Below are 24,632 nucleotides of genomic sequence, written 5' to 3'. Positions count from 1 at the left end.
TAGTAGATCTAAATATGCCGTGGTGTTAACTCTTCGGGGCTGTGGACAACGGGATCCGCTCCATCACGCCGTTCCCGTAGACCTCGCGCAGACCGAGCGGTTTCAGGTGCACGTACCCGATGTGGCAGTCGCAGATCGTGTTCGGGCAGGCGCGCGGGCGCAGGCCGGCCCGCCAGCTGCCGTCGTAGAGGTTGCCGATCACGTCCGGCACGAAGTGGCAGCGCCGCACGGTCCCGTCGCCGCGCACCGAGATCGCGGTCTCCCCGGCGTGGCACGGCAGCCCGCGCGAGGGATGCGGCCGCACGCTGTCGCCGAACCTCGGGTCCAGCGCGGTCCACGCGGCCTCCTCGTCGGCGCTGTAGACATACCCCTCGGCCGCGTTGACCCACAGGTAGACGGAGGCCGGCAGCAAAGCCCGAAGCGCCCGCGCCTCGGGCAGGTGGGCGGGCAGCCCGACCACCCCCACCGAGTACCGCGCGCCGAGCGCGTCCAGCTCGGCGCAGCGCGACAGGAACGCGGACCGGCTCACCTGCCCGGGGTGGTACGTGGCCCACAGCGCGGCCGTGCCGAGGTCCGCGGACCCCAGCCAGCCCGTGCGCGCGGCCAGGTTGGTCTGGATCGCCACCCGGTCCACGTGCGCCAGGTGGGACAGCCGGACGATCGTGTCCCGGTACCACCGACGGGTCAGGCCCTCGCCCCACGGCGTGAACAGGACGGACAGCCGCCGGTCCGTGGTCGCCTCCACCCAGTCCGCGAAGCGCAGCAGCGCGGCCCGGTCCTCGCGCAGCGTCGCCGGCGAGTCCACCCGCTTCGCGAACGGGCAGTACGGGCAGTCGTAGTTGCAGCTGGCCAGCGGCCCCCGGTACAGCACGTACAGCGCGCTCACCGGGGCACGTGCCCGTCCATCGCGGCGCGCACCGGCGCGGAGACCAGGCGCGGCCCGATCGCGTCCGACCAGGCCAGCCCGTCCGCGGTCAGCCGGTCCCGCTCCGGGCGCAGCCAGCCCCGGGCGGCCAGCGCCGCCAGCTCCGGGAAATCGTCGACGTGCGACGTGCCGAACCGCGCCCGATAGTCCACGGCGGACACGCCCTCCGCGCGCAGCAGCGATTTCAGCAGCCAGCGGCGCCGCTGCTCCGCCTCGTCCAGCCGGTAGCCGAACTCCGCGAACCGGAAGTCGTCGTCCGGCCGGGACAGGTAGTCGTCCAGCACCGCGCGCACCTCGCCGACCGTCACCGCGTAGTCGAACGAGTAGTGCAGCGACGACGTGTACGACCTGGCACCGCACCCGAGCCCGACCATGCCGTCGTCCTGGCAGCAGTAGTCCGGCCCGTCGTCGGCCGGCACGTCCGCCCGCCGGAACTGCCGCATCGACAGCTGCGCGTAGCCCGCGCCGGTCAGCACGTCCACGGCCTGCCGGTAGCGCGCGAGCCGGGCGGCGTCCCAGTCCGCCCACGACCGGGCACGCCGGCCGAGACCGGTGAGCGGCCGCACGTAGAGCGGGTAGAGGTACAGCTCCTCCGGCCGCCAGGCCAGCGCCGCGTCCAAGCTCTCCCGCCAGGTGCGCGCGGTCTGCCCGTCGATGCCGTAGATCAGGTCGATGTTGAGCAGCGGGATCCCGGCGTCGCGGATCACGCCCAGCGCGCGCTCCACCTCGGACCGGTGCTGCGGGCGACCGGCCGCGCGCGCCTCCGCGTCCAGGAAGCTCTGCACGCCGATACTGACCCTGGTGGTGCCGGGCGCGGCCAGCACGGCCAGCCGGTCCGGCGTGGCGGTCGCGGGCGAGGTCTCCACGGACAGCGGCACGCCGTGATCGCCGACGATCTCGAACAGCATGGTCAGCTCCGGCGCGGTCAGATAGGTGGGCGTGCCGCCGCCGATCGCCATCCGGGCGAACCGGGCGCCGGCGCCGAGCGCGTCCCGCACCGCGCGCGTCTGCGCCCGCAGCCGGTCGAGGTAGGCCGTGACCTGATCCGCCGCCGGATTCGCCCGGGTGAACAGGTTGCAGAACCCGCAGCGCATCTCGCAGAACGGCACGTGCACGTAACCGAAGAGCGCATCGGTCCGCTCCCCCGCCCACACCTCGGCCAGCGACGGGCGCGGAACCAGCCGCCGGTACGCGGTCTTGTGCGGATACGCATACAGATAGCCCTGGTAGGGCGAGTCGGTCACAGCGCGAACTCCCCGTACGGCACGGTCCAGACCGTCTCGTGCGCGACCCGGTGCCCGACGTTCCCGTCCTCGCCGTAGAGCGTGCCGTGGTCGGAGCAGACGATCACCCGGCAGGGCCGCCCGCGCCCGCCGGCCAGCGCGAAGATCCGCCCGAGCGCGCGGTCGGTGTACTCCAGCGCGGCCGCGTGACTGTCCACGCTGTCGGCGGCGGCGCCGGGCAGGTAGTGCCGGTTCGGCTGGTGCATGGCGGCCACGTTGACGAACGTGAACAGCGGCCGGTCCGCCGGCAGCCGCGCGATGATCTCGGCGAGCCGGTCCGCCTGCGCGTCCACGCACGCGGGCGCGGTCACGCCGAACGACGGCTCCCAGTGCGCCTCCGCGAACAGGCCGGGCAGCACGCGGCCGAGCGGCGCGCCCGGGTTGAAGAAGCCGACGCCGCCCAGGCAGACCGTGTGATAGCCGGCGGCGGCCAGCGCGCCGGGCAGGTCGGCCGCGTCGAACACCCACGTGTCCGGCCCGGTCGTCTCGCTGCCGGCGAACCGGGCCGCGAACGGCCGCGCGTGCCGCCCCGGCGTGACCGGCGTCGGCAGGAACCCGGCGAAGAACGCGTGGTGGGCCGCGTAGGTGAAGCTCGCGGGCGTGTGCCGCCGCTCCCAGCCGCCGGGCAGCAGCCGGGCCAGCGTCGGCGTGCGCCCGGCCGCGAGCAGCCGGTCCGCCACGTCGAACCGCAGCGTGTCCAGCGTGATCAGGAGCAGGTCGTGACTGCCGATCAGACCGCGCACAGCGCCGCCCTGATCTGCGCGGCATAGGTGTCCTCGCCCCGGTCCAGCACGCCGGGCAGCAGGTCGCCGAACGCGTTCACCTCGGCCACCGCGTGCCGATGCCACCGGCTGCCGAACATCAGATCAACACCGGCCATGAGGGTACGAGGAAAGGCCGACCCGGCCCGCGCACAGCTCTCCACGGCCGCGTCCCACGCCCGCGCGCCGGCCAGCGCGCGCACCCGCGCCACGTCGCCGCGCGCGTTGCCGAGGTGCAGATTCGTCAGCGGGGACCGTCCGGCCCGGACCACCACGTGCCGGGGCTCGCCCGCGATCACCACCACGCGCAGGTCGATCGTGCGCCCGTCCACGCCCGCCTTCGGGAACCAGCGCTCCACGTGCAGCCCGTCGCCGGCCAGCGTGTCCACGATCGCGGCGATCTCGGCCTCCCGGTCGTACCGCCGGAGGGTCAGGTTGTTGAAAAGACGCCCGTCCGGTGCGATCTCGACGCTGGTCACGGCCTCGGCCCGGCTCCCGGCGGCGGTAAGCGCGAGCACGCCGGACGCGGACGACCCGTGCGCCGGCTTCACGAACACGCGCGCCCAGCCGGCCTCACGCATCGCGGCCCGGAGCGCGTCCCACCCGGTCACCTCCGGCAGCGCGGGCGGGACCGGCACGCCGTGCCCGGTCAGCAGCGCGTGGCAGCGCCGTTTGTCGCTCATGGTGAGGATGTCGTCCGGCGCGTTGAGCAGCGTGGCACCGGTGGCCTCGACCCGGCGCAGCGCGGCGGCCAGCCCGGCGTGCGCCGCGGCCGTGCCGACGATCTCCCCGTGCGCGGCCTCCGTGCCGGCGCCGCGCAGCAGCCGGTCGACCTCCGGATCCTCGCCCGGCGAGTCGATGCGCACGATCTCGCCCGGCCCTGGCAGCGGCCCGCCGCGCAGCACGTCACGCCAGGCGTAGACGCGCGGTGGCGGCAGACCGGCCCCGGCCGCGGCGCGCAGGAACATGGTCACCCGACGGTTGGCCGGGTTTCCTATGACGGACAGCGCGGTCACTCGGACACCGCCACGAACCGGCCGTCGAGCTGAGGCTCGACCCGCGGGCCGCTGAGGTCGACGCGCACGGACGGCAGCGCCTCCACCAGCCGCCGGGCGACCGGCTCGCTGATGTAGTGGTGGTGCAGGTCGAGCAGGTCGAGGTGGTCCAGCGGCTGCCCGGCCAGCAGCGCCGCCGCGCCCGCGTCACCGAGCGTGCCCATCGCCAGCGACAGCTCGCGCAGCCGGGCGACGACCGGCGCGCCGGCGACCTCGGCGGCGATCTCGTCCTGAATCGTGCTGTCGCACAGGCCGAGCGAGGTCAGGTGCGGCCACCGCGCGACCGCGCGCGCGTCGAGGAGCGGACGGAGGTCGTCGAGCGTGTAGTCGCCGCCGTAGTCCCGCACGCCGAGCCACAGGTGCAGCCGCTCCAGCGCCGGAAGCTCCCACGTGGTGATCGACCGGATGATGTGCGCCGGCAGCCCGCCGGTCTGGAACTCCAGATCCCGCAGCGACTCGTGCCGCAGCGGCGTGTGCAGCTCAAGGCCGGTGGCGCCGCGCACGACCAGCCGCTCCAGCCGCGGGAACGCGGTCAGCAGCGGCCCGACGTCGCGCTGCTGGATCCAGGAGATCTCGCACTCCTCGAACCGCAGGTCGCCGAGGAACAGCGCGCGCAGCCGGGACAGTCGCGGCGCGTGCCGCACGAAGAGGTCGAGCGGCGGCCCGATGTCGAACGCGCCGCCCCACTGGCCGATGACCAGCGCGGACGGGCCGTCCTCACCGGCGCGCGCGACCAGCCCCTCGAACGCGACCTCGAACTCGTCGGTGCCCACGTCGTACTCGTCGGTCATCACGGACCACGCCACCGACGCCGGATCGGCCGCGACCCGGTCGTCGTCCCAGGACACCACCGGCAGCCCGGCGAACGTCTCCAGGTTCTGGTTGATGGTCACGCTTCCACCGCCCCGTCTCGTCCGATGTGCTCGAACGGACCGTAACAGCGGCGGCCGACACTTTCCCCGGTCTTGGGTGCGATCGGTCACGAAGCCGGGTTCGGCGTCGCGCGATCACACGGCCGGGCTCAGCCGAACATCCGGCGCGGGCGTCTTCAGCCCCACGCGCACGACACGGTCGTGCGGTCGCGTTCAGCCCAGCGCCGGGCGCAGGCGCACCGCGGGCCGCCGTGCGACCACCCGTCGCCGCACCACCGCCGAGCGCCACGAGGCCACCCTGCCGCCCAGCGCCGCGACCGGCCGCCAGGTCCGCCGCCAGCGCCGCTTCGGCGCCGCCACGCTCGCCCACACGACCTTCCCGTCCGTGCCGAGCAGCACGCCGCATCGCGTCGCCGAGCGCGCCACCAGGTCCAGCCCGCGCCCGCGCTCGGACAGCCCCGGCCCGTTCCCGCCGCCGAACCGCGGCAGCTCCGGCGACCGGTCCGCGACCGCGATGCGCAGCTGCCCGCGGTGGTGGCTGACCGTCACGTCCAGCGCGGTCCCGGCATGCTGGACCGCGTTCGAGACCAGCTCGGACACGATCAGCTCGCCCGCTTCCACCGCGTCGTCACCCAGCCCCCGGCGCGCGCAGAACGACCGGACCAGCGCCCTCGCCGCCGACGCGCCGCCGAGATCCGGCTCCAGGCGCACGTGCTCGCGCGTGGCGTGCGGCCGGTAGGCGGGCAGCGCGGCCAGCGCGCGCGGCAGCGTGGCGAAGATCGCGACCCGTCCGCGCAGCATCCGCCGGACCGCCGCGTTCGGACCGGTCACGACCATGGTGGTCCCGGGCCGGCGCGCGTTGCAGAACATGACCACGGCCGAGAGCAGCGACGCCAGCCGGCGCGACCGACCGGCCCGCGCACAGTCGACGATCACGAACGGCGGGTGATGCGCGGTGCACCGGATCAGCGCACGCCGCAGCCGTTCGGCGGAGAGCAGGTCGGCTCGCTCACCGAGCGCCACGACCAGCGCGCCACTCTCCACATGCGCCCGAACGCTGCCCACCACGGTCCTCGCCTCCCTCAGTACCACGCCTGGCAACCTACTGCCCCGGCAGCGGCTCCCTTACTCACGTTCGCTGTCAGGAAACTCTGAGGTTCGTGGTGAGGACGTCCTCAACGAAGAAGGCGCGGCCTCCCGGCCGCGCCTTCTTCTACGTTCCTACCGGCAGAAATCAGCCGAACCTGCGCACGAACGCCGTCCACGCATCCGGCGACACGTGCAGAACGCCACCAAGGCGTCGCTTACTGTCACGGATATCGACCGTTACGCCATTCGCTCGAACCTCTACACACGTGACCGTATCGCTGTGCGAACTCGTCACCCAGGCACCAGTGCGAAACACGCTTTTCTTCACGGAGCTTCTTCACTCAATTCGTTCAGAGCCTGCAGAAGTAGAAGCACCGTTTCTTCGGTCGAGAGCGAATTGGTTAGGAGCCAGTCAGCCATCGCCACGTACGGTGCCGCCAAGGCGTCATGATACACATCCGATCGCCCCATATCCTCCCGAAACGCGATCGGGGACCTTCCCGGCGATCGCAGGAGAGTAAATGATGAGGTCATCGCCGGCCCCGACATGGCCCGAAAAGAGAGGATCCTGAGATCTATTCGCGATGCGCAGTCAACAAGATGCCGAAGCTGATCTCGCTGAACCTCAATTCCGCCCACCACTCTGCGCACGACTGATTCGTCGATGACGACCACCAGTTTCGGCAATGGCCGACGATTAAGGATATCTTGCCGCCTGACCCGAACCTGAATCAACCTATCGATCTCAGGCTCCCCGACGGCCCAGTCCGCCACGACAGAGAATCGTTCGAAAAGCGCCCTCATATACGGAATCGTCTGCAGCAAACCGGGAACCACACGCTCCTGAAACTCAAAAATCCGCTCAGCAGCGTCTTCGAGTCCGATATAAACCGAATAGCTTTCGCCCACAATGTCGCGATACGCACTCCACCACGTGCGCTGCCGCCCCTCAACAGCAAGACCCTCCAGATATTTTCGGCTCGACAGACTCGCCACTCCATAAACGTCGAGAAGCTCGTGCAGCTCGCGAACCCGAATTCCGATCTTGCCGGCCTCGATGCGACTGACCCATGAGCCAGACCGATCAATCTCACGCCCAGCCTGGTCCGCCGTCATCTTCCGCGAGGCCCGCAAGCTCCGCAGCTCATCCCCTAGCAGCAACCGACGGGACTGCGGATTGCCACCTGGCAGATTGCCGCCTTGCTTTTCGCGAGCCACCCGATCAACACCTCGCTGTAAAGATGCCGAAAAACGTGAACATGAATGGTTCAAGTAAAAACTTGCACGTGCGAGTCACAGCTGCGACTTTGATATAGAAGTACCTTAATGGATCACGTCGGCGCGCAGTAGGGGGAATTGCGGCGGGCCGGCCGGGGAGGATCAACATGGGGCCGAACGATGCCGTCACCCGACGGCCGCCCGTCCAGGAGGGCGAGATCATCGATGCGGACGGGGAGCCGGCCATACCGCCATCGCCGCCCGTAACACCGACGTCGAACCTGATCGGCTTCCTTGACAACCGGTGGCGGTACGCAGAGTCCAGCGACGCGGCGGCACGGCGGGCGATTCTGCTGCTGACCAGCACCATTGCCGCGGCGGCGCTGGCGCTCGTCCTGCTCACGCTGCTGCTCGTCCTGGTCGGGCTGCTGGTGGGGCTCATGACGGAACACCTGCCATCGGCGCTGCTCGCCCTCATCCCGTTCGTCACCGGCGGCGGTGTGGCGATCACCATCTACCGCAGACAGAGATGAGGCACGGCACGTTGTCATCCGTAAGCCCGCGGAGTACGTAAGGATGAAACGACAGTCAACGGCTACACGGGTAGGTCGAGCTCTATGAGTGAAACGGTCACGGCCACAACGCAGTGGCAGGCGCTGCAGGCGCACGCGGAGAAGCTCCGCCAGACGCACCTGCGCGAGCTCTTCGCGGGCGACCCCGGTCGCGGGCAGCGTCTGACCGGTCAGGCGGCGGACCTCTACGTCGACTACAGCAAGAACCTGGTCACGGACGAGACCCTCGGGCTCCTGCAGGAGCTCGCGCAGCAGCAGAAACTCGAGGAGAAGATCGCGGCGATGTTCCGCGGCGATCACATCAACACCAGCGAGGACCGCGCGGTCCTGCACACGGCGCTCCGCCTCCCCCGGGGCGCGCAGCTGACCGTCGACGGCCAGGACGTGGTCGCGGACGTGCATGCCACGCTGGACAGGATGGCCGCGTTCGCGGACAAGGTCCGCGGCGGCGAGTGGCGCGGCGCGACCGGTGAGAAGATCACCACGCTGGTCAACATCGGCATCGGCGGTTCGGACCTCGGCCCGGTGATGGCGTACGAGGCGCTCGGCGACTACCGCGACCCGGGCCTGACCGCCCGGTTCGTCTCGAACATCGACCCGACCGATCTGGCGGTGAAGACCGCGGACCTGGACCCGGCGACCACGCTGTTCGTGATCGTGTCCAAGACGTTCGGCACGCAGGAGACGCTGACCAACGCGCGCGAGGCCCGCACCTGGCTGCTCGGCAAGCTGGGCGTGGACGAGAGCGCGGTCGCGAAGCACTTCGTCGCGGTCAGCACGAACGAGAAGCGGGTCACCGACTTCGGCATCGACCCGGCGAACATGTTCGGCTTCTGGGACTGGGTGGGCGGCCGTTACTCGCTGCCGTCCGCGGTCGGCCTCTCCGTGATGATCACGGTCGGTCCGGACAACTTCAGGGAGATGCTGGCCGGCTACCACGCGGTCGACGAGCACTACCGGACCACGCCGCTGGAGCGGAACATCCCGGCGATCCTGGGCCTGCTCAACGTCTGGTACAACAACTTCCTCGGCGTCCAGACGCACGCGGTGCTGCCCTACTCGCAGTACCTGCACCGCTTCGCCGCCTACCTCCAGCAGCTGACCATGGAGTCGCTGGGCAAGTCAGTCACGAAGGACGGCACCGAAGCGGACTTCCAGACCGGCGAGATCTTCTGGGGCGAGCCGGGCACGAACGGCCAGCACGCGTTCTACCAGCTGATCCACCAGGGTACGAAGACCATCCCGGCGGACTTCATCGGCTTCTCCGTGCCGAACCACGACACCGCCGAGATGCACGACCTGTTCATGTCGAACTTCCTGGCGCAGACCGCCGCGCTCGCGTTCGGCCGCACGCGCGAGCAGGTCGAGGCCGAGGGCGTGGACCCGTCGGTGGTGCCGCACAAGGTCATGCCGGGCAACCACCCGACCACCACGATCCTCGGTGAGAAGCTGACGCCGTCGACGCTGGGCCAGCTGGTCGCGCTCTACGAGCACATCGTGTTCACCGAGGGCGCGATCTGGGACATCAACCCGTTCGACCAGTGGGGCGTCGAGCTCGGCAAGGTCATGGCGAACCAGTTCGCCCCGCTGCTGACGCAGGAGACCACGCCGGCCGGCGACCAGGACTCGTCGACGAACGCGCTCATCGCCCGCTACCGCGCCCAGCGCGGCCGCGCATAAACCAGATCAAGAGCCGGCGGGGGTACGCCGTACCCCCGCCGGTGTCAGGAACGCCTGCGACGTGCGCGCCGGATGACGACCAGCGCGAGCACGACGGCCACGGCGCCACCGGCCGCGTAGTACACCGGGTGGTCCACCTGCACCAGCCGCCCGGACTCCACGGCCGCGGCCTCCGGCTGCAGGCCCAGGAACGGCAGCGCGGCCAGCAGCGCGATCGCACCCACCGCGAGCAGCGCGAACCCGGCCGCCTTGACCACCCGCCGGGGTCCGTTGCGGACCGGGCCCGCGATGGGCACGACCAGGCCGGGCGCGGTACGCGGGTCACGGGTCACGGGGTGTGGGACGGTCATCATCGGCCTCCGGGTCTTTCGGCACTTGACGCTATAACGACCGTGGTCCGAAACCGGTTCATACTATTTTCGCCGCTGACTCGCACCCGACACCCACGTTCACGTGCTGTGCCGGACCTGGGTCAATAGGGTGACGGCGATGGGCGTGCCGCATGGCGGTCGATCAACCACCATCACCCGTCCGGATCGGAGGCTACGTTGCGATGAACCGTTCCGTGAGGACCGTCGTAGCTCGGGTGGTGCGAGCCGACGGGTTCTCGCCACCAACACACAGAGGGGCGCGCGATGGCGATTCTCCGGCCGCGCAAACGCCAGACGTCGAGTGACGAGGCGCTGATCAGGTCGTTGTACGAGGAGCACGGCGGCGCCCTGATCGCCTACGCGACGCGGCTGACCGGCGACCGCGGGGCTGCCGAGGACGTGCTCCAGGAGACGCTGCTGCGCGCGTGGCGGCACGTCCACGAGCTGTCCGAGGCGTCCGGGTCGATCCGTGGCTGGCTGTTCACGGTCGCCCGGAACATCATCACGGACCGCGCGCGGGCGAAGTCGGTCCGCCCGGCCGAGGTGGCCGAGTCGCCGGTGACCGTGCCGGTGTCGCGGGACCACTCCGACCAGGTGGTGGACTCGATCGTGGCGCTGGACGCGCTCGAACGCCTCTCCGAGGAGCACCGCAGCGTGCTCGTGGAGATCTACTTCCGGGGCCGCACCGTCACCGAGACGGCGGCGCATCTGGGAATCCCAGCCGGTACCGTGAAGTCCCGATCACACAACGCCATGAAGTCCCTCCGGGAGCATGTCATAGGCGGACAGACGAAGGCGCCGGGCAGGACCGTTGCGCGCGTGGCGGAGGTGACCCGATGAACGCCGAGGTTGAGCACAGCCAGCTGATCGGAGCGTATGTGTTGGAAACGCTCGAACCCGCTGAGCGAAGCGAGGTGGACGCCCACCTGGCCACCTGCGAGACGTGCCGGACCGAGCTGGCCGACCTCGAGGCGATGAAGGAGGTGCTCGGCGAGATCCCGCCGGAGGCGTTGATCCACGGCCCGCCGGACGCGGACCTGGTGCTGCAGCGCACGCTCCGCCAGATCCGGCAGGAGAAGTCCAGCGCTGCCCGCTGGCAGCAGGGCCTGATCACGGCCGCGGCCGCGGTGGCGCTGGTCGCCGCGATCGGCGGCGGTGTGCTGGTCGGCCGCGGCGCCGGGGGCACGGACGCGCCGCCCCAGGCGATCCCGTCGGCCACCTCCGCGGCCGCCGGCGCCAAGGTCGCGTCCACGCTCGACCCGGCGACCAACGTGGCGCTGACCGCGACCGTCACGCCGGCCATGGGCTGGGTGCGCGTCAACGCGGACGTCGCCGGCATCCCGCACGGCGAGGACTGCCGCCTGATCGTGGTCGCGAAGAACGGCGACCGTCAGATCGCCGGCGGCTGGATCGTCTCCGAGCGGGGCGAGGTCAGCGGCACGAACCTGGACGGCAGCGCCTCGATCGCACCGGAGGACGTCGCCTCCGTCGAGATCGTCAACACCGCCGGCCGCCTCTTCGTCAGCGTGCCCATCGTATGACCCGCCCCAGGCCGATGATCCGGGCGTCGTTCAGGTCGTTCCCGCGACCTGAACGACGCCCGGATCACGGCCGGCGGACGCGGGCGATGTCCGCGGGCAGCGGGCAGTCACCGCAGGTGCCACCGCCGAGGCGGTAGTAAAGACAACAACTGCTGCGGGTGTACGCGTCGCGCGCGTCGAACGTGCCGGCCACGTCCAGCGGCGCCGTGGCCAGCACCGCGTCCCGGACCCGGCGGCACGCCTCCGGCGGCGCGGTCCGGGACAGCTGCCGGGCCGTGCCCGCGATCCCGGACGCGACGTTCCCCCAGAGCAGCCCGGCCGCGGCCGGAGCCACCACCCGTACCCTCGCAATGATCTGGGTCAGGTGTGTGACCAGCGCGGCGCCGGCCTGGGCCGCGAGATCGGGACCGCGCCGGCCGGACGGCGCCGCCAGGGCGAGGCGGAAGCCGGCGCCGGGGGTGTAGGCGCAGCTCACGGACGAGATGTCGAGCAGGATGCGGTCGTGGACCAGGAGCGCGAGCAGCGGGCCGACCAGCCGGGCGGAGTAGCCGAGCACGGTCAGCGACGCGGCCACCCGGGGCTCGTCCGTGCGCGCCCAGGCCCGCACCGCGGCCACCGTGTCCTCGATCGGCACCGCGTCCGGCAGCGGATCGAGGCCGATGCCGTAGAACGGGTTGCCCGCGGCGACGCGCGCCACCGCCGCCGCGATCTCGTCCGCCCCGACCGTGTCCAAGCCGGCAGCATATCGAGACCCGGTCAGGCGGGCGTGCGCAAGCGTGCGGTGTGGTCGCGCAGCCACTCGGTGACGCGGTCGGCCGGGGCCGGGCGGGCGATGCCGTAACCCTGGGCGACGTCGCAGCCGTACGCGGCCAGGCACGCGAAGACCTCCTCGTTCTCCACGCCCTCCGCGATGATCCGCAGGCCCAGGCTGTGCGCGAGACCCACGGTGCTCTGCACGATCGCGGCGCTGCGCGGGTCGGTGTCGCACGCGCCGACGAACGCGCGGTCCAGCTTCAGGTCGTCGACCGGGAGCCGCTGCAGGTACGACAGGCTGGAGTAACCGGTGCCGTAGTCGTCGACCGCGATCCGCAGCCCCTGCGCGCGCAGCGCGGTGAGCAGCCGCAGCGAGGTGTCCGCGTCCTTCATCAGCACGCCCTCGGTGATCTCCAGGTCGAGCGCGGACGGCGGCAGGCCGTACCGGTCCAGCGCCTCGGCGACGCGCGCCGGGAACGCGGGGTCGAGCAGGTTCGTCGGGGACAGGTTGACCGCGACGGAGACGTCCAGGCCCGCGTTGCGCCACTCGCGGCACTGCCGGCAGGCCAGGTCCAGCACCTCCGCGGTGACCAGGTCCATCAGGCCGGCGCTCTCCGCGATCGGCAGGAACGAGTCCGGGAAGACCAGGCCGCGGACCGGGTGGTTCCACCGGATCAGCGCCTCCAGGCCGACCACCTCGCGGCCGGGCGTGACCGCGACCTGCGGCTGGTAGTGCAGCAGCAGCTCGCCGCGGGACAGCCCGGTCCGGAACTCCTCCAGCGTGGTGAGCCGGTGCCGGGCCTCCTCGTCGTCGCGGCCGGCCGCGAACGCCAGCCGGGTGTGCGCGGACTTCGCCGCGTACATCGCCACGTCCGCCCGGCGCAGCATGGTGGGCCGATCTGCGCCGTCGCGCGGGAACGCGGCCACACCGATGCTGGCGTCCACGTGCAGCGCCACCTCGTCCAGCACGAACGGCGCGCGCAGCGCCTCCAGCGCGGCCAGACCGGTCTCCCGCGCCTCCTCCTCGCCCTGATCCGGCATGACCAGGCCGAACTCGTCGCCGCCGAGCCGCGCCAGCACCACGTGGTCGCCGAGCGCGCCGGACAGCCGCGCCGCGACCAGCTGCAGCAGCCGGTCGCCGACGTCGTGGCCGAAGCTGTCGTTGACCTCCTTGAACCGGTCCAGGTCGAGCAGCGCCACGGTGAGCGGCTGCTGCGCCGGACGGCCGTGCAGCTCCTCCTGCAACCGCTCGACGAACAGGCGGCGGTTCGGCAGGCCGGTCAGGTCGTCCGTGCGGGCCTCGCGGCGCGCGTCCGCCAGTGCCTCGGCCGTGCGCACGGTGAGCAGCATGCGCAGCACGGCCGCGGAGATCGCGACGGCCGCGAGCACGCTGGAGACGCGCGGCAGGGCGCTGTACTGCCACGAGCCGTAGAGCAGCAGCGTCATGCAGGCACAGGCGAACACGGCCGGGAGCGCGACCGAGGCCCACATGCGGCCGGTCTGGCGCTGGCGGCGGCGCTCCGGGCGCTGCCAGGCCGCGCCCGCGATCGCGGCCAGGCCGAGCGTCCAGAGCGGCTCGATCCAGCCCGGCAGCGGATCCACCGCACGGAACAGCTCGACCAGGTAGACCGCGTCCGCCACCGTGAACAGCGTCATGCCGGCCACCATGAGCAGCCACATCGGCTCGGTGCGCCACCCGGTCAGCGCCCACGCGCCGAGCACGCAGCCGGCCAGCGCGATGTCCGCGGCCGGGTAGCTGAAGTTCACGATCAGCGCGAGCATGGTGGTGCCCGGCTCCGCGGCCACGGTGGCCAGGAACGGCAGCGACGCGAACGCGGCCGCGCACGCGGAGGCGATCACGCCGTCCAGCCACGCGGACGGGCTCATCCGCGGCAGCCGGTCCTTGAGCAGCAGCATCAGGCCCGCGTAGAACCCGGGGTAGAGCATCAGCCACAGCGGGTCGGCGAACGTGACCAGCGGCTCCGGGTCCAGCGGCCGGATCCACGTGTACCAGTAGCCGTTCCCGACCGCGTAGCTGACCAGGCCGGTGCCGAGCAGCGTCCAGGCGGCGCGCTCGCGGCGACCGGTCTCCGGACGCCAGGCGCGGGCCAGCACCAGCAGCGCGGGCAGCAGGTAGAGCGTGTCGGTGAGGATCTCCCCGCCGAACCAGTCCTCACCCAGCCAGCGGCGGACCGCCGGCGGCACCTCGACGACGATCTGGACCAGCAGAAGCACGCCCAGCATCACGAACGCGGCGAACACGGGCCGCGGCAGCTGCCACGTCCCGGCGTGCGTCCTCCCCGTCATGCTCGGACCCATCGGCCGATCCCCCGGCATCTTTCGCGAAAATCACACCCGCACGGGGGTACGCCGAAGCCGCGCGATCCCCCGGGAAGATCCTCCCAGCCTGGGCGATTTCCGTGTGGCCCCGCCCACCCGTACCCCCGGGAAGTTGAATCAGAAAAACGACAGGCCCTCAGGTCAGGCTTACTACGCGCGATGATGCGGTCACAGACGAACCATCATCGGGGGGCTTTGCATGGGCACAGGGCAGCGCGTCGTGCGCCGTGCCGCGCTCACCGACCCCCTCTTCGTCGGCCTCGTCGTCTTCACCGTGCTCGGCCTGGTCTGGTACCTGGTGCCGCTCGCGGACCTGGACGGCATGGTGCGGCTGTTCTGGCCGGCCCAGGTCGTGCTGGACCTGACCATCTGCCTCACCTCGTGGCAGATCTGGAGGATGTCCGGGGCCGTCCCCGCCACCCGCCGGTTCTGGCGGTCGATGGCCGGCGCCACGCTGCTGTTCTCCATCGGCGACAGCTACCAGGCCGTCATCGCGGTCGGCGCCACCCCGGAGAAGGCGATCACCGGCGGCCCCGTGCAGCTGGCCTTCCTCGCCGCCGGTGTCGCACTCCCGCTCTGGGCCATGATCACCCACCCCATCGCGACGGTACGCCGCGGCGAGCGCCTCCGCTTCTGGCTCGACGCCGTGATCATCCTGGCCGCGGTCGGCGCGTTCATCTGGGTCTACTCGGTCAGCGGCGCGGGCGGCGCCGGTCTCCCCCGGCTCATGCTCACCGTGGCCGGCGCGGCCGGCATGCTCATCTGCGCGCTCGGCGTGCTCAAGCTCGCGCTCGGCGGGAACCCGCCGTTCACCCGCGGCGCGGCCGCGGTCGGCATCATCGGCGTCACCATGACCGGCGCCGGCATCGCGGTCGGCGGCACGCTCACCGAGGCCGGGCACTACAACCTCGCGATGGCGGCCAGCTTCGTGCCGTGCGTGCTGATGGCGTTCGCGCCGAAGATCCAGGAGCTGGGCATGCGGCACGGCGCCGCGTCCGGGATCGCCCGCCGCCAGGGCAAGGTCAGCCTGCTGCCGTACGTCGCGGTCGCCGCCACCTACGCGCTGCTGGTCTCCGTGCTGTGGAGTGCCGAGCTGTCACCGCGCGCCTGGGGCATCGTGGCCGGCGCCATCGTGATCACCACGCTGGTGGTGGCCCGGCAGCTGGCCGCGCTCGCGGAGAACGGCGCGCTGCTGCACACGATCGCGCAACAGGAGGCGCGGTTCCGGGCACTGGTCCAGCACGCCTCCGACATCACCATCGTGGCGGACGCGCAGACGATCATCACGTACGCCAGCCCCGCCGTGCAACGCGTGCTCGGCATCGCGCCCGAGGAGCTCACCGGCCTCACGCTGCAGGCGCTCGTCCACCCGGACGACCTCGAGCCGGTCTCGCTGCCCGCCGACCCGGCCGCGGTCCAGACCACCCAGCTGCGGGTACGCCACGCGGACGGCAGCTGGCGGTGGCTCGAGGTGACCAGCACCAACCGGCTGCACGACGAGAACGTGCGCGGCTACATCTGCAACGCCCGCGACGTCACCGAGGCCCGCGCGTTCCAGGACCAGCTCCGCTTCGACGCCACCCACGACGCGCTGACCGGCCTGGCCAACCGGCTGCTCTTCCACCGCAAGCTGCGCGGCCCGGCCGCGGCCGGCGACCCGGAGGCGCTGGTCGGCGTGCTCGCCATCGACCTGGACGGCTTCAAGGCCATCAACGACACGCTCGGCCACCACGTCGGCGACGAGGTGCTGGCCATGGTCGCGGAACGGCTGCGCCGCTGCGTGCGGCCCTACGACACGGTCGCGCGGCTGGGCGGCGACGAGTTCGCGGTCATCCTGTCGCCGACCACGGAGGAGTTCGCGGACGCCACCGCGGACCGGATCCGCGCCGCCGTCACCCAGCCCGCCGTGATCGACGGGCACAGCCTGCAGATCGGCGCCAGCGTCGGCGTGGCGATCGGCACCCGGACCTCGACGGACGGGCTGCTGCGCACCGCGGACGCGGCCATGTACCGCGCCAAGCGCGGCGGCCGGGACGCGATGGCCGCGAGCTAGTCTCTGTCGCGTGCCCGCTGCGCCCCGCCCGACTCCCTCGTTGAACCCGTCGGCGGGTCGGCGGGTCGGCGGGTCGGCGGGGTCTTTGGATCTTGGCCTCCGCTCCCGGAGGACCGCCCGCGCCCGCCCGGCCTCGGCCGGCTCTAGATGATCTCGCCGTCGTCGGCGTGGGCCACGCTGCGGCCGTCGCACACGCTGCTGGTCGTGGTCCGGACCGGCGTCACGCTCACCCGTCTGCTGGACGTGCTCACGCTCACCGCGGATGACCGCCGCATCCAGACGGTCTTCACTCACGACCCGGACAATCCACCCATCTTCTCCGCGGGTACGCCCGGCTTCCTGCACCGCCTGGCCGCGCCGCTCATCACCTGGCAGGAGGCGGTCTCCCGCCGCTTCGACCTGGCCGTCGCCGCCAGCGAGAACGACCGCCTGCACGAGCTCGACGCCCCGATCCTGCTGGTCCCGCACGGTCTCGGCTTCCACAAGTACTACCCGGGCACGACCACGATCTCCGGCATGGACCCGGACCGCCTGACCCACCAGGGCCGCGTCGTCCCGGCCGCGATCGCGCTCACCCACCCCGGCGAGCTGCCCGTCCTCGCCGCCGCCTGCCCGCCCGCCGCCGCACGGGCCGTCGTGGTCGGCGATCCCTGCCTGGACCGCATGCTGGCCGGCCGCCACCGCGTGCCGCTCTACCGGGGCGGGCTGGGAGCGCGCGAGCGTACCCTCGTGGTGTTTGCTTCGACCTGGGGTCCGGACAGCCTGCTGGGTCTCGCACCCGGCCTCCCGGAACGACTGGCCGCCGCGCTGCCCGCCGACGAGTTCGCCGTCGCCGCCGTCCTGCACCCCGGCATCTGGTCCGCCCACGGCCCCTGGCAGGTCCGCGCCTGGCTCTCCCGCGCCACCGCCGCCGGCCTGCGCGTCATCTCGCCCGAGGACGGCTGGCAGGCCACGCTGACCGCGGCCGACCTGGTCGTGTCCGATGCGGGGTCGCTGTCGCTGTACGCGGCGCTGCTGGGACGGCCCCTGCTGCTGGCGGGCGGCGGTCCGACGGTGGTGCCGGGGTCGGCGATGGAGTCGCTGCTGGCGCGCGCGCCGCGACTGACGCCGGGCGGGGACCTGCTGGCACAGGTCCGGGGCGCGCTGGCTCCTCCCGATGCCGGGGTGGCATGGTCTTCCGGCCGGGCACCGACCAGCGGGTACGTGCCGGCCGGCGTCGTGGACTCGCCCGGCGCGTGCGCGAGCAGGTTGCGGCCGCTGATCTACCGGCTGCTCGGCCTGCCCGAGCCGTCGTCGCCGGCCGTGCTGCCGCCGCCGACCGCGCCGTCGGCCACCGCGTCGCCGGTGCCGGCCTACGTGGTGGACGCGCTGGTCACGGACGGGGTGGCGGCGTTGCGGCGCTTCCCCGCGTTCCTGGACGCGCCGCCGTCCCGCGACGAGCGCGACCACCGCCACGTGATCGCCGACCTCGCCACCGCCACCCACGGCCAGCTCACCGGCGCGACCGTGGTCCGCGCCGACGTGCACACGTCGCCGCGCGCCTGGCGCCGCGACGCGGAGGTGCTGCTGTCCGCCTGGCCGTCCGCCGTGCTCGTCACCGGCGTCGACCGTGACTCCCGCTGCCACACGCTCTCCCGGGACGGCGTGCTCTTCACGCTCACCGCCGACGTCGACGATCCCGCGGTGCTGGCCTCCCTCGCCTACCTCCACCTGAAGGATCCGGCGGTCCGCCTCGACATGCTCCGCCTGGGTTCCCGTCTTGTCCCGGTGGACAGCCGGTCCTGACACCGTTCCGCTGCTTCGCCTCAGCTCCACCGCACCGCAACCGATTGCGAGCCCTTGACGCAACGTCACCATCAACATGCGGGCGGTAGTCAATGACCACTGAACCACAGACAGACCGGCAGCAGCACCACGGGTCGTCGGGCCACGACGGGGCCTACCGGCCCCCGAGTCCGTCCCCGTCGGCCAACGCCCATCCAGGGCAACAGATGCCATCGCAGTACTCCGGCGATCCGGCCACGCCGTACTCGGGCAGTCCAGGCGCGCCCGCGCCGTATTCCAGCGGCCCTCCCGCGTCGCACTCCGGCGGTCCGAGTGCGGCCCCGGGCTACCAGCAGGGTCCCGGCACGTCTCAATACCAGCAGTATCTCGGCGGGCCGGCCTCGCCGCCGGGGTACCAGCAGTTTCTCGGTGGTCCGGCCGCGCCGCCGCAGGGTTACGGCGGCTTCCCGCCACCGCAGGCTCCCCCGCCCGGCTACGGCCCGCCCGGCTACGGCCCGCCCGGTGCCTTCGGCCCGCCCGGAACGGCTCCCGTCGGCTACCTCCAGACGAGCGGACGCCCCTACGCCGGCGACGCGCCCGGCTTCGGCCCGGTCATCCTGTTCACCGCGATCTTCGGCATCCTCGGCGCACTCTCGGCCTCCCGCCGCGCCCGGCGCGCACGGGAGATGGGCGCACCGACGCAGAAGTACTGGGTGGCCTTCGGCCTGACGCTCCTCGCCCAATGGCTGCTCTTCGGCATCATCCAGCTGGCCACGTCCGGCGGCGAGGCGGTGACCTCCACCTCGCTCGAGCAGTCGATCGTGCGCGAGGGCGACTTCGTGGACCGGTCCGGCGCCCCGGTGACGGTCACCGGCGCCACCTGCGTCGCGACCGACGTGGACTCGGACGGCGCGGGCCGCTACGACTGCATGCTCGACTTCAACGCCGGCGGCAGCCAGGCCTTCGAGGTCACCGCCGACGCCTCCGGCACATGGGTGACCAAGAACCCCGCCTGACCCCCGCCCGACGCGCTGCCCGGCCCCGGGCAGCGCGTCGCGCTCCCGTCGCGTCGCGCGGTCATCGCAGGGTGGGAGTGAGCGGGAACGTCACGCCGGTGAGCTGTTCCGAGACGGTCCACAGGCGTTGCTGCGTCACGCGGTCGAGGGAATCGGGGCTGGAGGTGACCAGCTTCGGATAGCCACGGATCTCGCCGCGGTCGCCGGGGCCGTAGTACTGCCCGCCGAGCACGCCCGGGTCGGTGGCGGCGCGCACCGTGGGCAGCGCGCCCATGCAGGCGTCCTGGGTGAGCAGCGGCGCGAGCAGCGTGACCGGCACGCGCAGCGCGGCGGGCGTGTGCCGGGCGAGTTCGGTGTTGGACAGACCCGGGTGGGCCGCGACCGCGACCGTGCTGCCGTGCGGCGCGAGCCGGCGCTGCAGCTCGTACGTGAACATCAGGTTGGCGAGCTTGGCCTGACCGTAGGCGCCGGTCCGGCTGTACGACCGCTCCCACTGCAGATCGTCGAAGTGGATCGCCGCGTTGATCCGGTGCCCGGTGCTGCTGACCGTCACCACGCGCGAGCCGGGCACCGGCAGCATCCGGTCCAGCAGCAGCCCGGTCAGCGCGAAGTGCCCGAGATGGTTCGTCCCGAACTGGAGCTCGAACCCGTCCATCGTGGTCCGCCGCGGCGTATACATCACGCCGGCGTTGTTGATGAGCAGGTCGATCCGCGGATGCGCCGCCCGCAGGTCCTCCGCCGCCGCCCGCACCGAGTCCAGCGAGGTCAGATCGAGCGCCTGCACGCTCACGTCGCCGTCGATCCGCGCCGCCGCCTGCCGGCCCTTCTCCACGTCGCGGACGACCAGCACCACGGCCGCCCCGCGCGCGGCCAGCATCCGGGCCGTCTCGAAGCCCAGCCCGGTGTTGGCGCCGGTCACGATCGCCACCCGCCCGTGCTGGCCGGGGACGTGCTGCTCGGTCCAGTTCCTGCTCATGACGCACTCCTAAAGAACCATCGGTCTGTTATTTCGTTCAACGTAAAAGACCGGCGGTCTTCTGTCAAGGGACCACCGGTCTTTAAGCTAGGGTGGGAGCGTGACATTTCAACGCGCGCGCAGCGAGGAGCAGCGGGAGATCCGCCGCCGGGCCATCCTGGACACGGCCGCCGCGATGCTCGACGAGATGCCCGTGGCCGACGTGAGCCTCAACGAACTCAGCCGCCGCGTCGGCCTCGCCAAGTCGAACGTGTTGCGGTACTTCGAATCACGCGAGGCCGTGCTCCTCGAACTGCTGGACGTCTTCCTCGGCGACTGGCTCACCGAGCTCACCTCCGAGCTGGCCGCCGGCATCGCACCACACGCGGCGCCGGAGGCACGCGCACGTCAGCTGGCCGAGATCCTCAGCCGGACGCTCGCGGCACGCGTGGTGCTCTGCGACCTCTTCGGCGCCCAGGGCGGCGTCCTCGAGCACAACGTCTCGGTCGAGGTCGTCAAGCAGCACAAACGCTCCTCCCTCGCGCGACTCGACACCATGGCCGCGCTCATGCGCCACCACCTGCCCGAGCTCGGCGACGGCGCGCAGTTGTTCTGCCTGATGAGCCTGGTCTCCGCCGGCGCGCTGTCCGCCTACGTCCCGCCGCCGCCCAGCCTCGTCGCCGCCTACGCGGACGAGCCCGCACTCGGCGCACTCCACCTGGACCTGCGCGACGCCCTCCAGCTCTCCTTCACCGCCGCGCTCGTCGGCGTGCTGCCCCGGCCCTGACACCTTCCGTCCACCCCGGACAGTCCGACCGCGCCCCCGCACACCGTGCTAGCGTCGCCTCACCGTTGGTGGCTGTCGAGTCTCGGGAGTGTTCCGGTGATCGAGATCGGCGCGATCCTCGCCAGTGAGGCGGCCCGCACCATCGCCGCGGCCGCGCTCGGCGCCTCCGTCTCCGGCGCCGGCCGCCTCCTGACCCTGCTCAGGTCCCGCATTCCGCGCCTCTCCCGCCGTCCCGGCGGACCTTCACAAGCCATCGAGGGTACGGCCGGAACTCCCCCCACATCCTCCGTGACCGACTCCGCTCCACCTCGGGCCGGAACACGCGACGCGCCGGCCACGCCCGCCGATCCACCGGCGACGATCTCCGGGGAGATCGACATCGCGGCGCTGACCGCGGAGATCGAGCGGGCGATCGCGCGTGAGCCCGCGCTGGCCGCCGCGATCGCGGACGCGCTGCCGCTGCCCGCCGGGCCGGTGACCGCACTGCCCGCGACCGCGTTCCATGACCGGGCTGCGGTGCGGGCGCGCATGGCCGTACCCGGGACCTGGTTTCTGGGTGGTCCTCCGGGGTCGGGCAAGACCGCGTTGCTGTGGCGGGTGGCCGCGGACTCGGCCCCGGACGCGGTGGCCTACCTGGACCTGGACCACGACGCGCTGCGCCTCGGTGACCAGCTCGACCTGGACGCGGCGCGGCGCGAGATCCTGCGCCAGCTCGGCCTGCCGTCCGGTGCCGGCTACGCGCGGACGCTGGCGCGCGGACGGTACACGCTGCTGCTGGACAACGCGCGCGGCGAGGCCGAGATCACGCCGCTGATCGGCGTGTCCCCGGCCGCGCGCGTGCTGGTCAGCACGCGGCGGCTCGGCGACGACTTCCGCCGCTCCCGCCCGCAGTCGATCGTCCCGCTCGGCGGCCTCGACCCGGACGGCGCCTGGGAGATGCTCGCCGCCCGCGTCGACCCGGCCATGCTCGCGGCCGAACCGGACGCGGCCCGGCGTCTGCTGGACGCGTGCGACCGCCTGCCCTACGGCATCCAGCAGATCGCCGCCCGCCTGAGCCGTCGCACAGGTGAGCCCGGCGCGCTCGCCGCGGAGCTGGACACGCTGCACACGGACGACTTCCTGGACCTGATGGTCTCCCGCGCGCTCGGCGAGCTGAGCCCCGGCGCCGCCGCCGGCCTGGCGCTGCTCACCCGGCACCCCGGCGACGCCTTCACCCGCGCGGCAGCGACCGTCATGCTGGGCCCGTTCGCCACCCCCACGCTGACCGAACTGGACGACCTGGCCCTGCTGGACCGCGCCCCCGACGGCCGTCTGCGGCTGCCCAGCCTGGTCCGGCGCCGCCCCCACCTGCTGCCCGTCCCGCCGGGGCCCGACGCGGACGCCGCGCTGCTGCGCCTGCTCGACCACCACGTCACGCTCGGCATCGCCGCGGACGTCGCACTCACCCGCCCCGACCGGCTGCGCCCCTACCCCGTGCCGGACGACGTGCGCTGGCCGCTCGCCACCGCGCCGCTGGACTGGCTGGCCGGTTCCGCCGGCACCCTGTTCACGCTGACCGCGCAGGCCCTGCACCGAGGCCGTTTCGAGGACGTCCTGCGCCTGTGCGGCACGCTGGAGGTCCTGCTGCTGCACCGCGGCCACCACGAACGCTGCGACGAGGCCTTCACCCACGGCGTCACCGCCGCCGTCGCACTCGGCGCGCCGCTCGCCCAGGCCCGCTTCACCGCGCTCCGCGGCCGCATCGCCCTGCTGCGCGGCCACCCCGCCGACGCCGCCGACCTGCTGGACTCCGCCCACAATCTCCTGGCCGCCGCCCGCGCCGACGGCCTGGACACCACCCGCTTCGACTCGTCCCTGGCCGAGTTCCGCGCCCGCCTCGCCGAGGAAGCAGGCGACCTGGCCGGTGCCGCCGCCCTGCTGCGCGACGCGCTCACCTCCGACCGCGCCGCCGGCTGGTCGTACTCCCGCGGCATCCACGCCCGCATGCTGGCCAACGTCCTGGTCAAGGCCGGCCTCCCCGCCGACGCGCTGGCCGCCACCGACGAGGCCACCACCCACACCACCGACCGCCGCAACGCCGGCCGCGTCCACACCGTCCGGGCGAAAGCACTCCTCGCACTCGGCCTGCTCGACGAGGCCGTGACCGCGCTGACCGCCGCCCGCGCCGCCGCCTCCGGCACCACCCAGTACGACCCCGAACTGGACGAACTAGACGGCGACCTGGCCTTCGCCGCCGGCAACCACACCACCGCCCGCCTCTGCTGGAGCCGCGTCATCGACCGCGCCCTCAAGACCGGCGACCACCGCACCTACACCCGCACCCTCCACCGCCTGTCTCAGCTCCCGCCCCGACAGCGGTGACGTCAGGTCGCCGTCGTAGTCCCAGAAGCGACGTTGGGCGCCGTGTCGAGGACTTCCTTCGCCGCGAGGTCGCGTTGACGGACTGCGTGAACCTGCGCGCACGGCCGCGTACAGGATCGCCTCGACGATCTCATCCGGCGCCTGCCGAGACACGATCACATATATTTCAATCGATCGATCAGCATCAATCAAGACTTACCACCATTATGCCTACTTGACCTCTCAAACCAGCGCCACACCCTCGACACTTGCATCGGGACCCTACGGTGACTCCATGGAGTCACTTGCTGGCTTTAGTGATCGACTTGCCGCGACCGAACGATTGCCAACCGACGGCACATTCGATCCACCAGTCGTTTTCTTACACGGCCTGGCGTGCGAACGCAGCCAGTTCGGGCCTCAGTTCGCCGGACTTGATCCCCGTCTTCGACTCCTCGCCATTGATCTTCCCGGCCACGGCGGATCACCCGAACTTCCACCCGCAGGACGCTATCCGCGGTCCGAGCTGGCGATCATTGCCGACCTTGTTGCCCACAAACTGGCCGAGCGATACAAAGAGAGCGCCATGGTCGTCGGCCACAGCGCCGGAGGCCTCATTGCCATCGATCTTGCAGTGCGATATCCCAGCCTTGTATGCAAAATATTTGTGATCGATACGAATACGGCCTTGTCCTCAGCGGCGCGGGAGGCAAACGAACGCACATTCCACGAGGCGGAGGCCAACAACTGGAGGGCGGCCTTCATTCAGGCGATGACCGACTCCTGGGGGCGCGATGATGGCGCTGCCGTCGAGTTCCGCAATCACGTCTTCACGACCATAAGGTCGACTCCAGAACACGTTCTCCGACCCTTATGGAGGGAAGTTCTACTCACAGATCCAACCGTTCTGTGGCAACGTTGTCCGATACCCGCGCGATACATTCGCAGCCGAAGGCAGACAGACCTCGCGACACTACGAGCCCTCAACCCGAACATCACCACCGTGGACCTTAAGCCTCACTGCAACGGGCATTGGCCGCATCTCCAACGGCCCGACCTACTTAACCCGCTAATTGAGTCATTCGCCGCAGGAACCCATCCAGCCGATCGGTAGCGAGGTTACAGTGCCAGACCCGTCGATCATAGTCAACATTAGCGCTGTCGTAGTGTCGATCTTTGCAACTGGAGTTTCCGCCTGGCTCATCCGAAGCCAGCATAAAGCCCAACGGCACAGCAACTACGTCGGCCCACTCGTCG

General features: G+C 71.7%; 22 protein-coding genes. 10 read left to right on the top strand and 12 right to left on the bottom strand.

Translation table 11 applies throughout. The features are described from left to right. Positions 1-25: 25 nt before the first annotated feature. The 8 genes from OP04_RS01120 to OP04_RS01090 form a co-directional block, all read right to left on the bottom strand. The gene (locus OP04_RS01120; protein ID WP_033337527.1) at positions 26-886 is read right to left on the bottom strand and encodes an STM4011 family radical SAM protein; all 861 of its coding nucleotides are present in this window, start codon (positions 884-886) and stop codon (positions 26-28) included. Next, entirely contained in the window at positions 883-2,169 is a 1,287-nt protein-coding gene (locus OP04_RS54440) for an STM4012 family radical SAM protein (RefSeq protein ID WP_198153646.1), read from the bottom strand. Before OP04_RS54440 ends, OP04_RS01120 begins: the two co-directional genes overlap by 4 nt. After that, on the bottom strand, positions 2,166-2,951 hold the full coding sequence (locus OP04_RS54435; RefSeq protein WP_033337526.1) for an STM4013/SEN3800 family hydrolase: 786 nt from the start codon (positions 2,949-2,951) through the stop codon (positions 2,166-2,168). The genes OP04_RS54440 and OP04_RS54435 overlap by 4 nt, the downstream gene beginning before the upstream one ends. Continuing rightward, the gene (locus OP04_RS01105) at positions 2,939-3,985 is read right to left on the bottom strand and encodes an STM4014 family protein (RefSeq protein WP_033337525.1); all 1,047 of its coding nucleotides are present in this window, start codon (positions 3,983-3,985) and stop codon (positions 2,939-2,941) included. The genes OP04_RS54435 and OP04_RS01105 overlap by 13 nt, the downstream gene beginning before the upstream one ends. After that, entirely contained in the window at positions 3,982-4,917 is a 936-nt protein-coding gene (locus OP04_RS01100; protein WP_033337524.1) for an STM4015 family protein, read from the bottom strand. Before OP04_RS01100 ends, OP04_RS01105 begins: the two co-directional genes overlap by 4 nt. A 192-nt stretch (positions 4,918-5,109) precedes the next feature. Further along, entirely contained in the window at positions 5,110-5,988 is an 879-nt protein-coding gene (locus tag OP04_RS48975) for an ATP-binding protein (RefSeq protein WP_157239077.1), read from the bottom strand. 142 nt (positions 5,989-6,130) lie between these two features. Further along, positions 6,131-6,280 carry a DUF397 domain-containing protein gene (locus OP04_RS51310; RefSeq protein WP_232323457.1) on the bottom strand — a complete coding sequence of 50 codons (150 nt, stop codon included), beginning with the start codon at positions 6,278-6,280 and terminating at the stop codon, positions 6,131-6,133. Positions 6,281-6,309: 29 nt separating this feature from the next. Continuing rightward, positions 6,310-7,203 carry a helix-turn-helix domain-containing protein gene (locus OP04_RS01090; protein WP_157239075.1) on the bottom strand — a complete coding sequence of 298 codons (894 nt, stop codon included), beginning with the start codon at positions 7,201-7,203 and terminating at the stop codon, positions 6,310-6,312. Between the two features lie 167 nt (positions 7,204-7,370). Between OP04_RS01090 and OP04_RS01085 the strand changes: the two genes are divergently transcribed. Continuing rightward, positions 7,371-7,736, top strand: a complete 366-nt coding sequence (locus OP04_RS01085; protein ID WP_033337523.1) for a hypothetical protein — start codon at positions 7,371-7,373, stop codon at positions 7,734-7,736. A gap of 84 nt (positions 7,737-7,820) precedes the next feature. Continuing rightward, the gene (gene pgi, locus OP04_RS01080) at positions 7,821-9,455 is read left to right on the top strand and encodes a glucose-6-phosphate isomerase (protein WP_033337522.1); all 1,635 of its coding nucleotides are present in this window, start codon (positions 7,821-7,823) and stop codon (positions 9,453-9,455) included. A gap of 44 nt (positions 9,456-9,499) precedes the next feature. On the opposite strand, the gene OP04_RS01075 is transcribed toward pgi, so the two are convergent. Continuing rightward, complete coding sequence (locus OP04_RS01075) at positions 9,500-9,787, bottom strand: hypothetical protein (protein ID WP_033337521.1); 288 nt, start codon at positions 9,785-9,787, stop codon at positions 9,500-9,502. Positions 9,788-10,090: 303 nt separating this feature from the next. Here OP04_RS01075 and OP04_RS01070 point away from each other — a divergent pair, with 303 nt between their 5' ends. Together OP04_RS01070 and OP04_RS01065 are read left to right on the top strand one after the other, a co-directional pair. Next, positions 10,091-10,666: a sigma-70 family RNA polymerase sigma factor gene (locus OP04_RS01070; RefSeq protein ID WP_033337520.1), complete on the top strand. Its 576-nt coding sequence runs from the start codon at positions 10,091-10,093 to the stop codon at positions 10,664-10,666. After that, entirely contained in the window at positions 10,663-11,367 is a 705-nt protein-coding gene (locus OP04_RS01065) for an anti-sigma factor family protein (RefSeq protein ID WP_033337519.1), read from the top strand. The genes OP04_RS01070 and OP04_RS01065 overlap by 4 nt, the downstream gene beginning before the upstream one ends. 64 nt (positions 11,368-11,431) lie before the next feature. On the opposite strand, the gene OP04_RS01060 is transcribed toward OP04_RS01065, so the two are convergent. Together OP04_RS01060 and OP04_RS01055 are read right to left on the bottom strand one after the other, a co-directional pair. Further along, positions 11,432-12,100 carry a (2Fe-2S)-binding protein gene (locus tag OP04_RS01060; RefSeq protein WP_051796898.1) on the bottom strand — a complete coding sequence of 223 codons (669 nt, stop codon included), beginning with the start codon at positions 12,098-12,100 and terminating at the stop codon, positions 11,432-11,434. 23 nt (positions 12,101-12,123) lie between these two features. Beyond that, positions 12,124-14,427, bottom strand: coding sequence for a putative bifunctional diguanylate cyclase/phosphodiesterase (locus OP04_RS01055; RefSeq protein WP_051796897.1), 2,304 nt, complete (start codon positions 14,425-14,427; stop codon positions 12,124-12,126). A gap of 232 nt (positions 14,428-14,659) precedes the next feature. Here OP04_RS01055 and OP04_RS48970 point away from each other — a divergent pair, with 232 nt between their 5' ends. The 3 genes from OP04_RS48970 to OP04_RS48965 all read left to right on the top strand — a co-directional run bounded on the left by OP04_RS48970 (position 14,660) and on the right by OP04_RS48965 (position 19,293). Continuing rightward, complete coding sequence (locus tag OP04_RS48970; RefSeq protein WP_051796896.1) at positions 14,660-16,513, top strand: diguanylate cyclase domain-containing protein; 1,854 nt, start codon at positions 14,660-14,662, stop codon at positions 16,511-16,513. Between the two features lie 147 nt (positions 16,514-16,660). Further along, positions 16,661-18,298 (top strand): serine/threonine-protein kinase, encoded by a 1,638-nt coding sequence (locus OP04_RS01045; protein ID WP_033337518.1) that lies wholly within the window; start codon positions 16,661-16,663, stop codon positions 18,296-18,298. Positions 18,299-18,504: 206 nt separating this feature from the next. After that, on the top strand, positions 18,505-19,293 hold the full coding sequence (locus OP04_RS48965; RefSeq protein WP_051796895.1) for a hypothetical protein: 789 nt from the start codon (positions 18,505-18,507) through the stop codon (positions 19,291-19,293). A gap of 61 nt (positions 19,294-19,354) precedes the next feature. Here the strand turns inward: OP04_RS48965 and OP04_RS01035 are convergent, their stop codons facing one another. Further along, on the bottom strand, positions 19,355-20,269 hold the full coding sequence (locus OP04_RS01035; protein ID WP_033337517.1) for an SDR family NAD(P)-dependent oxidoreductase: 915 nt from the start codon (positions 20,267-20,269) through the stop codon (positions 19,355-19,357). A 100-nt stretch (positions 20,270-20,369) separates the two neighbouring features. Here OP04_RS01035 and OP04_RS01030 point away from each other — a divergent pair, with 100 nt between their 5' ends. The 3 genes from OP04_RS01030 to OP04_RS51305 all read left to right on the top strand — a co-directional run bounded on the left by OP04_RS01030 (position 20,370) and on the right by OP04_RS51305 (position 24,489). Continuing rightward, positions 20,370-21,035 (top strand): TetR/AcrR family transcriptional regulator, encoded by a 666-nt coding sequence (locus OP04_RS01030; RefSeq protein ID WP_033337516.1) that lies wholly within the window; start codon positions 20,370-20,372, stop codon positions 21,033-21,035. A gap of 96 nt (positions 21,036-21,131) precedes the next feature. Continuing rightward, a complete protein-coding gene (locus OP04_RS01025; protein WP_033337515.1) occupies positions 21,132-23,396 on the top strand; it encodes a hypothetical protein in 2,265 nt (754 codons plus the stop codon). 274 nt (positions 23,397-23,670) lie between these two features. Beyond that, positions 23,671-24,489 (top strand): alpha/beta fold hydrolase, encoded by an 819-nt coding sequence (locus tag OP04_RS51305; protein ID WP_085066123.1) that lies wholly within the window; start codon positions 23,671-23,673, stop codon positions 24,487-24,489. Positions 24,490-24,632: the final 143 nt, after the last annotated feature.

The sequence above is a fragment of the Catenuloplanes japonicus genome (assembly GCF_000717135.1).
Lineage (GTDB): Bacteria > Actinomycetota > Actinomycetes > Mycobacteriales > Micromonosporaceae > Catenuloplanes > Catenuloplanes japonicus.
This window is presented reverse-complemented; position numbering and strand designations above follow the sequence as displayed.

Excerpts from the sequence above, each read along its gene's own strand:
- OP04_RS51305 (WP_085066123.1), top strand. The coding sequence starts at position 23,671 with ATGGAGTCACTTGCTGGCTTTAGTGATCGACTTGCCGCGACCGAACGA.
- OP04_RS01065 (WP_033337519.1), top strand. The coding sequence starts at position 10,663 with ATGAACGCCGAGGTTGAGCACAGCCAGCTGATCGGAGCGTATGTGTTG.
- OP04_RS01085 (WP_033337523.1), top strand. The coding sequence starts at position 7,371 with ATGGGGCCGAACGATGCCGTCACCCGACGGCCGCCCGTCCAGGAGGGC.
- OP04_RS01070 (WP_033337520.1), top strand. The coding sequence starts at position 10,091 with ATGGCGATTCTCCGGCCGCGCAAACGCCAGACGTCGAGTGACGAGGCG.
- OP04_RS48970 (WP_051796896.1), top strand. The coding sequence starts at position 14,660 with ATGGGCACAGGGCAGCGCGTCGTGCGCCGTGCCGCGCTCACCGACCCC.
- OP04_RS48965 (WP_051796895.1), top strand. The coding sequence starts at position 18,505 with ATGCCATCGCAGTACTCCGGCGATCCGGCCACGCCGTACTCGGGCAGT.
- OP04_RS01035 (WP_033337517.1), bottom strand. The coding sequence starts at position 20,269 with ATGAGCAGGAACTGGACCGAGCAGCACGTCCCCGGCCAGCACGGGCGG.
- OP04_RS01045 (WP_033337518.1), top strand. The coding sequence starts at position 16,661 with ATGATCTCGCCGTCGTCGGCGTGGGCCACGCTGCGGCCGTCGCACACG.
- OP04_RS01055 (WP_051796897.1), bottom strand. The coding sequence starts at position 14,427 with ATGACGGGGAGGACGCACGCCGGGACGTGGCAGCTGCCGCGGCCCGTG.
- pgi (WP_033337522.1), top strand. The coding sequence starts at position 7,821 with ATGAGTGAAACGGTCACGGCCACAACGCAGTGGCAGGCGCTGCAGGCG.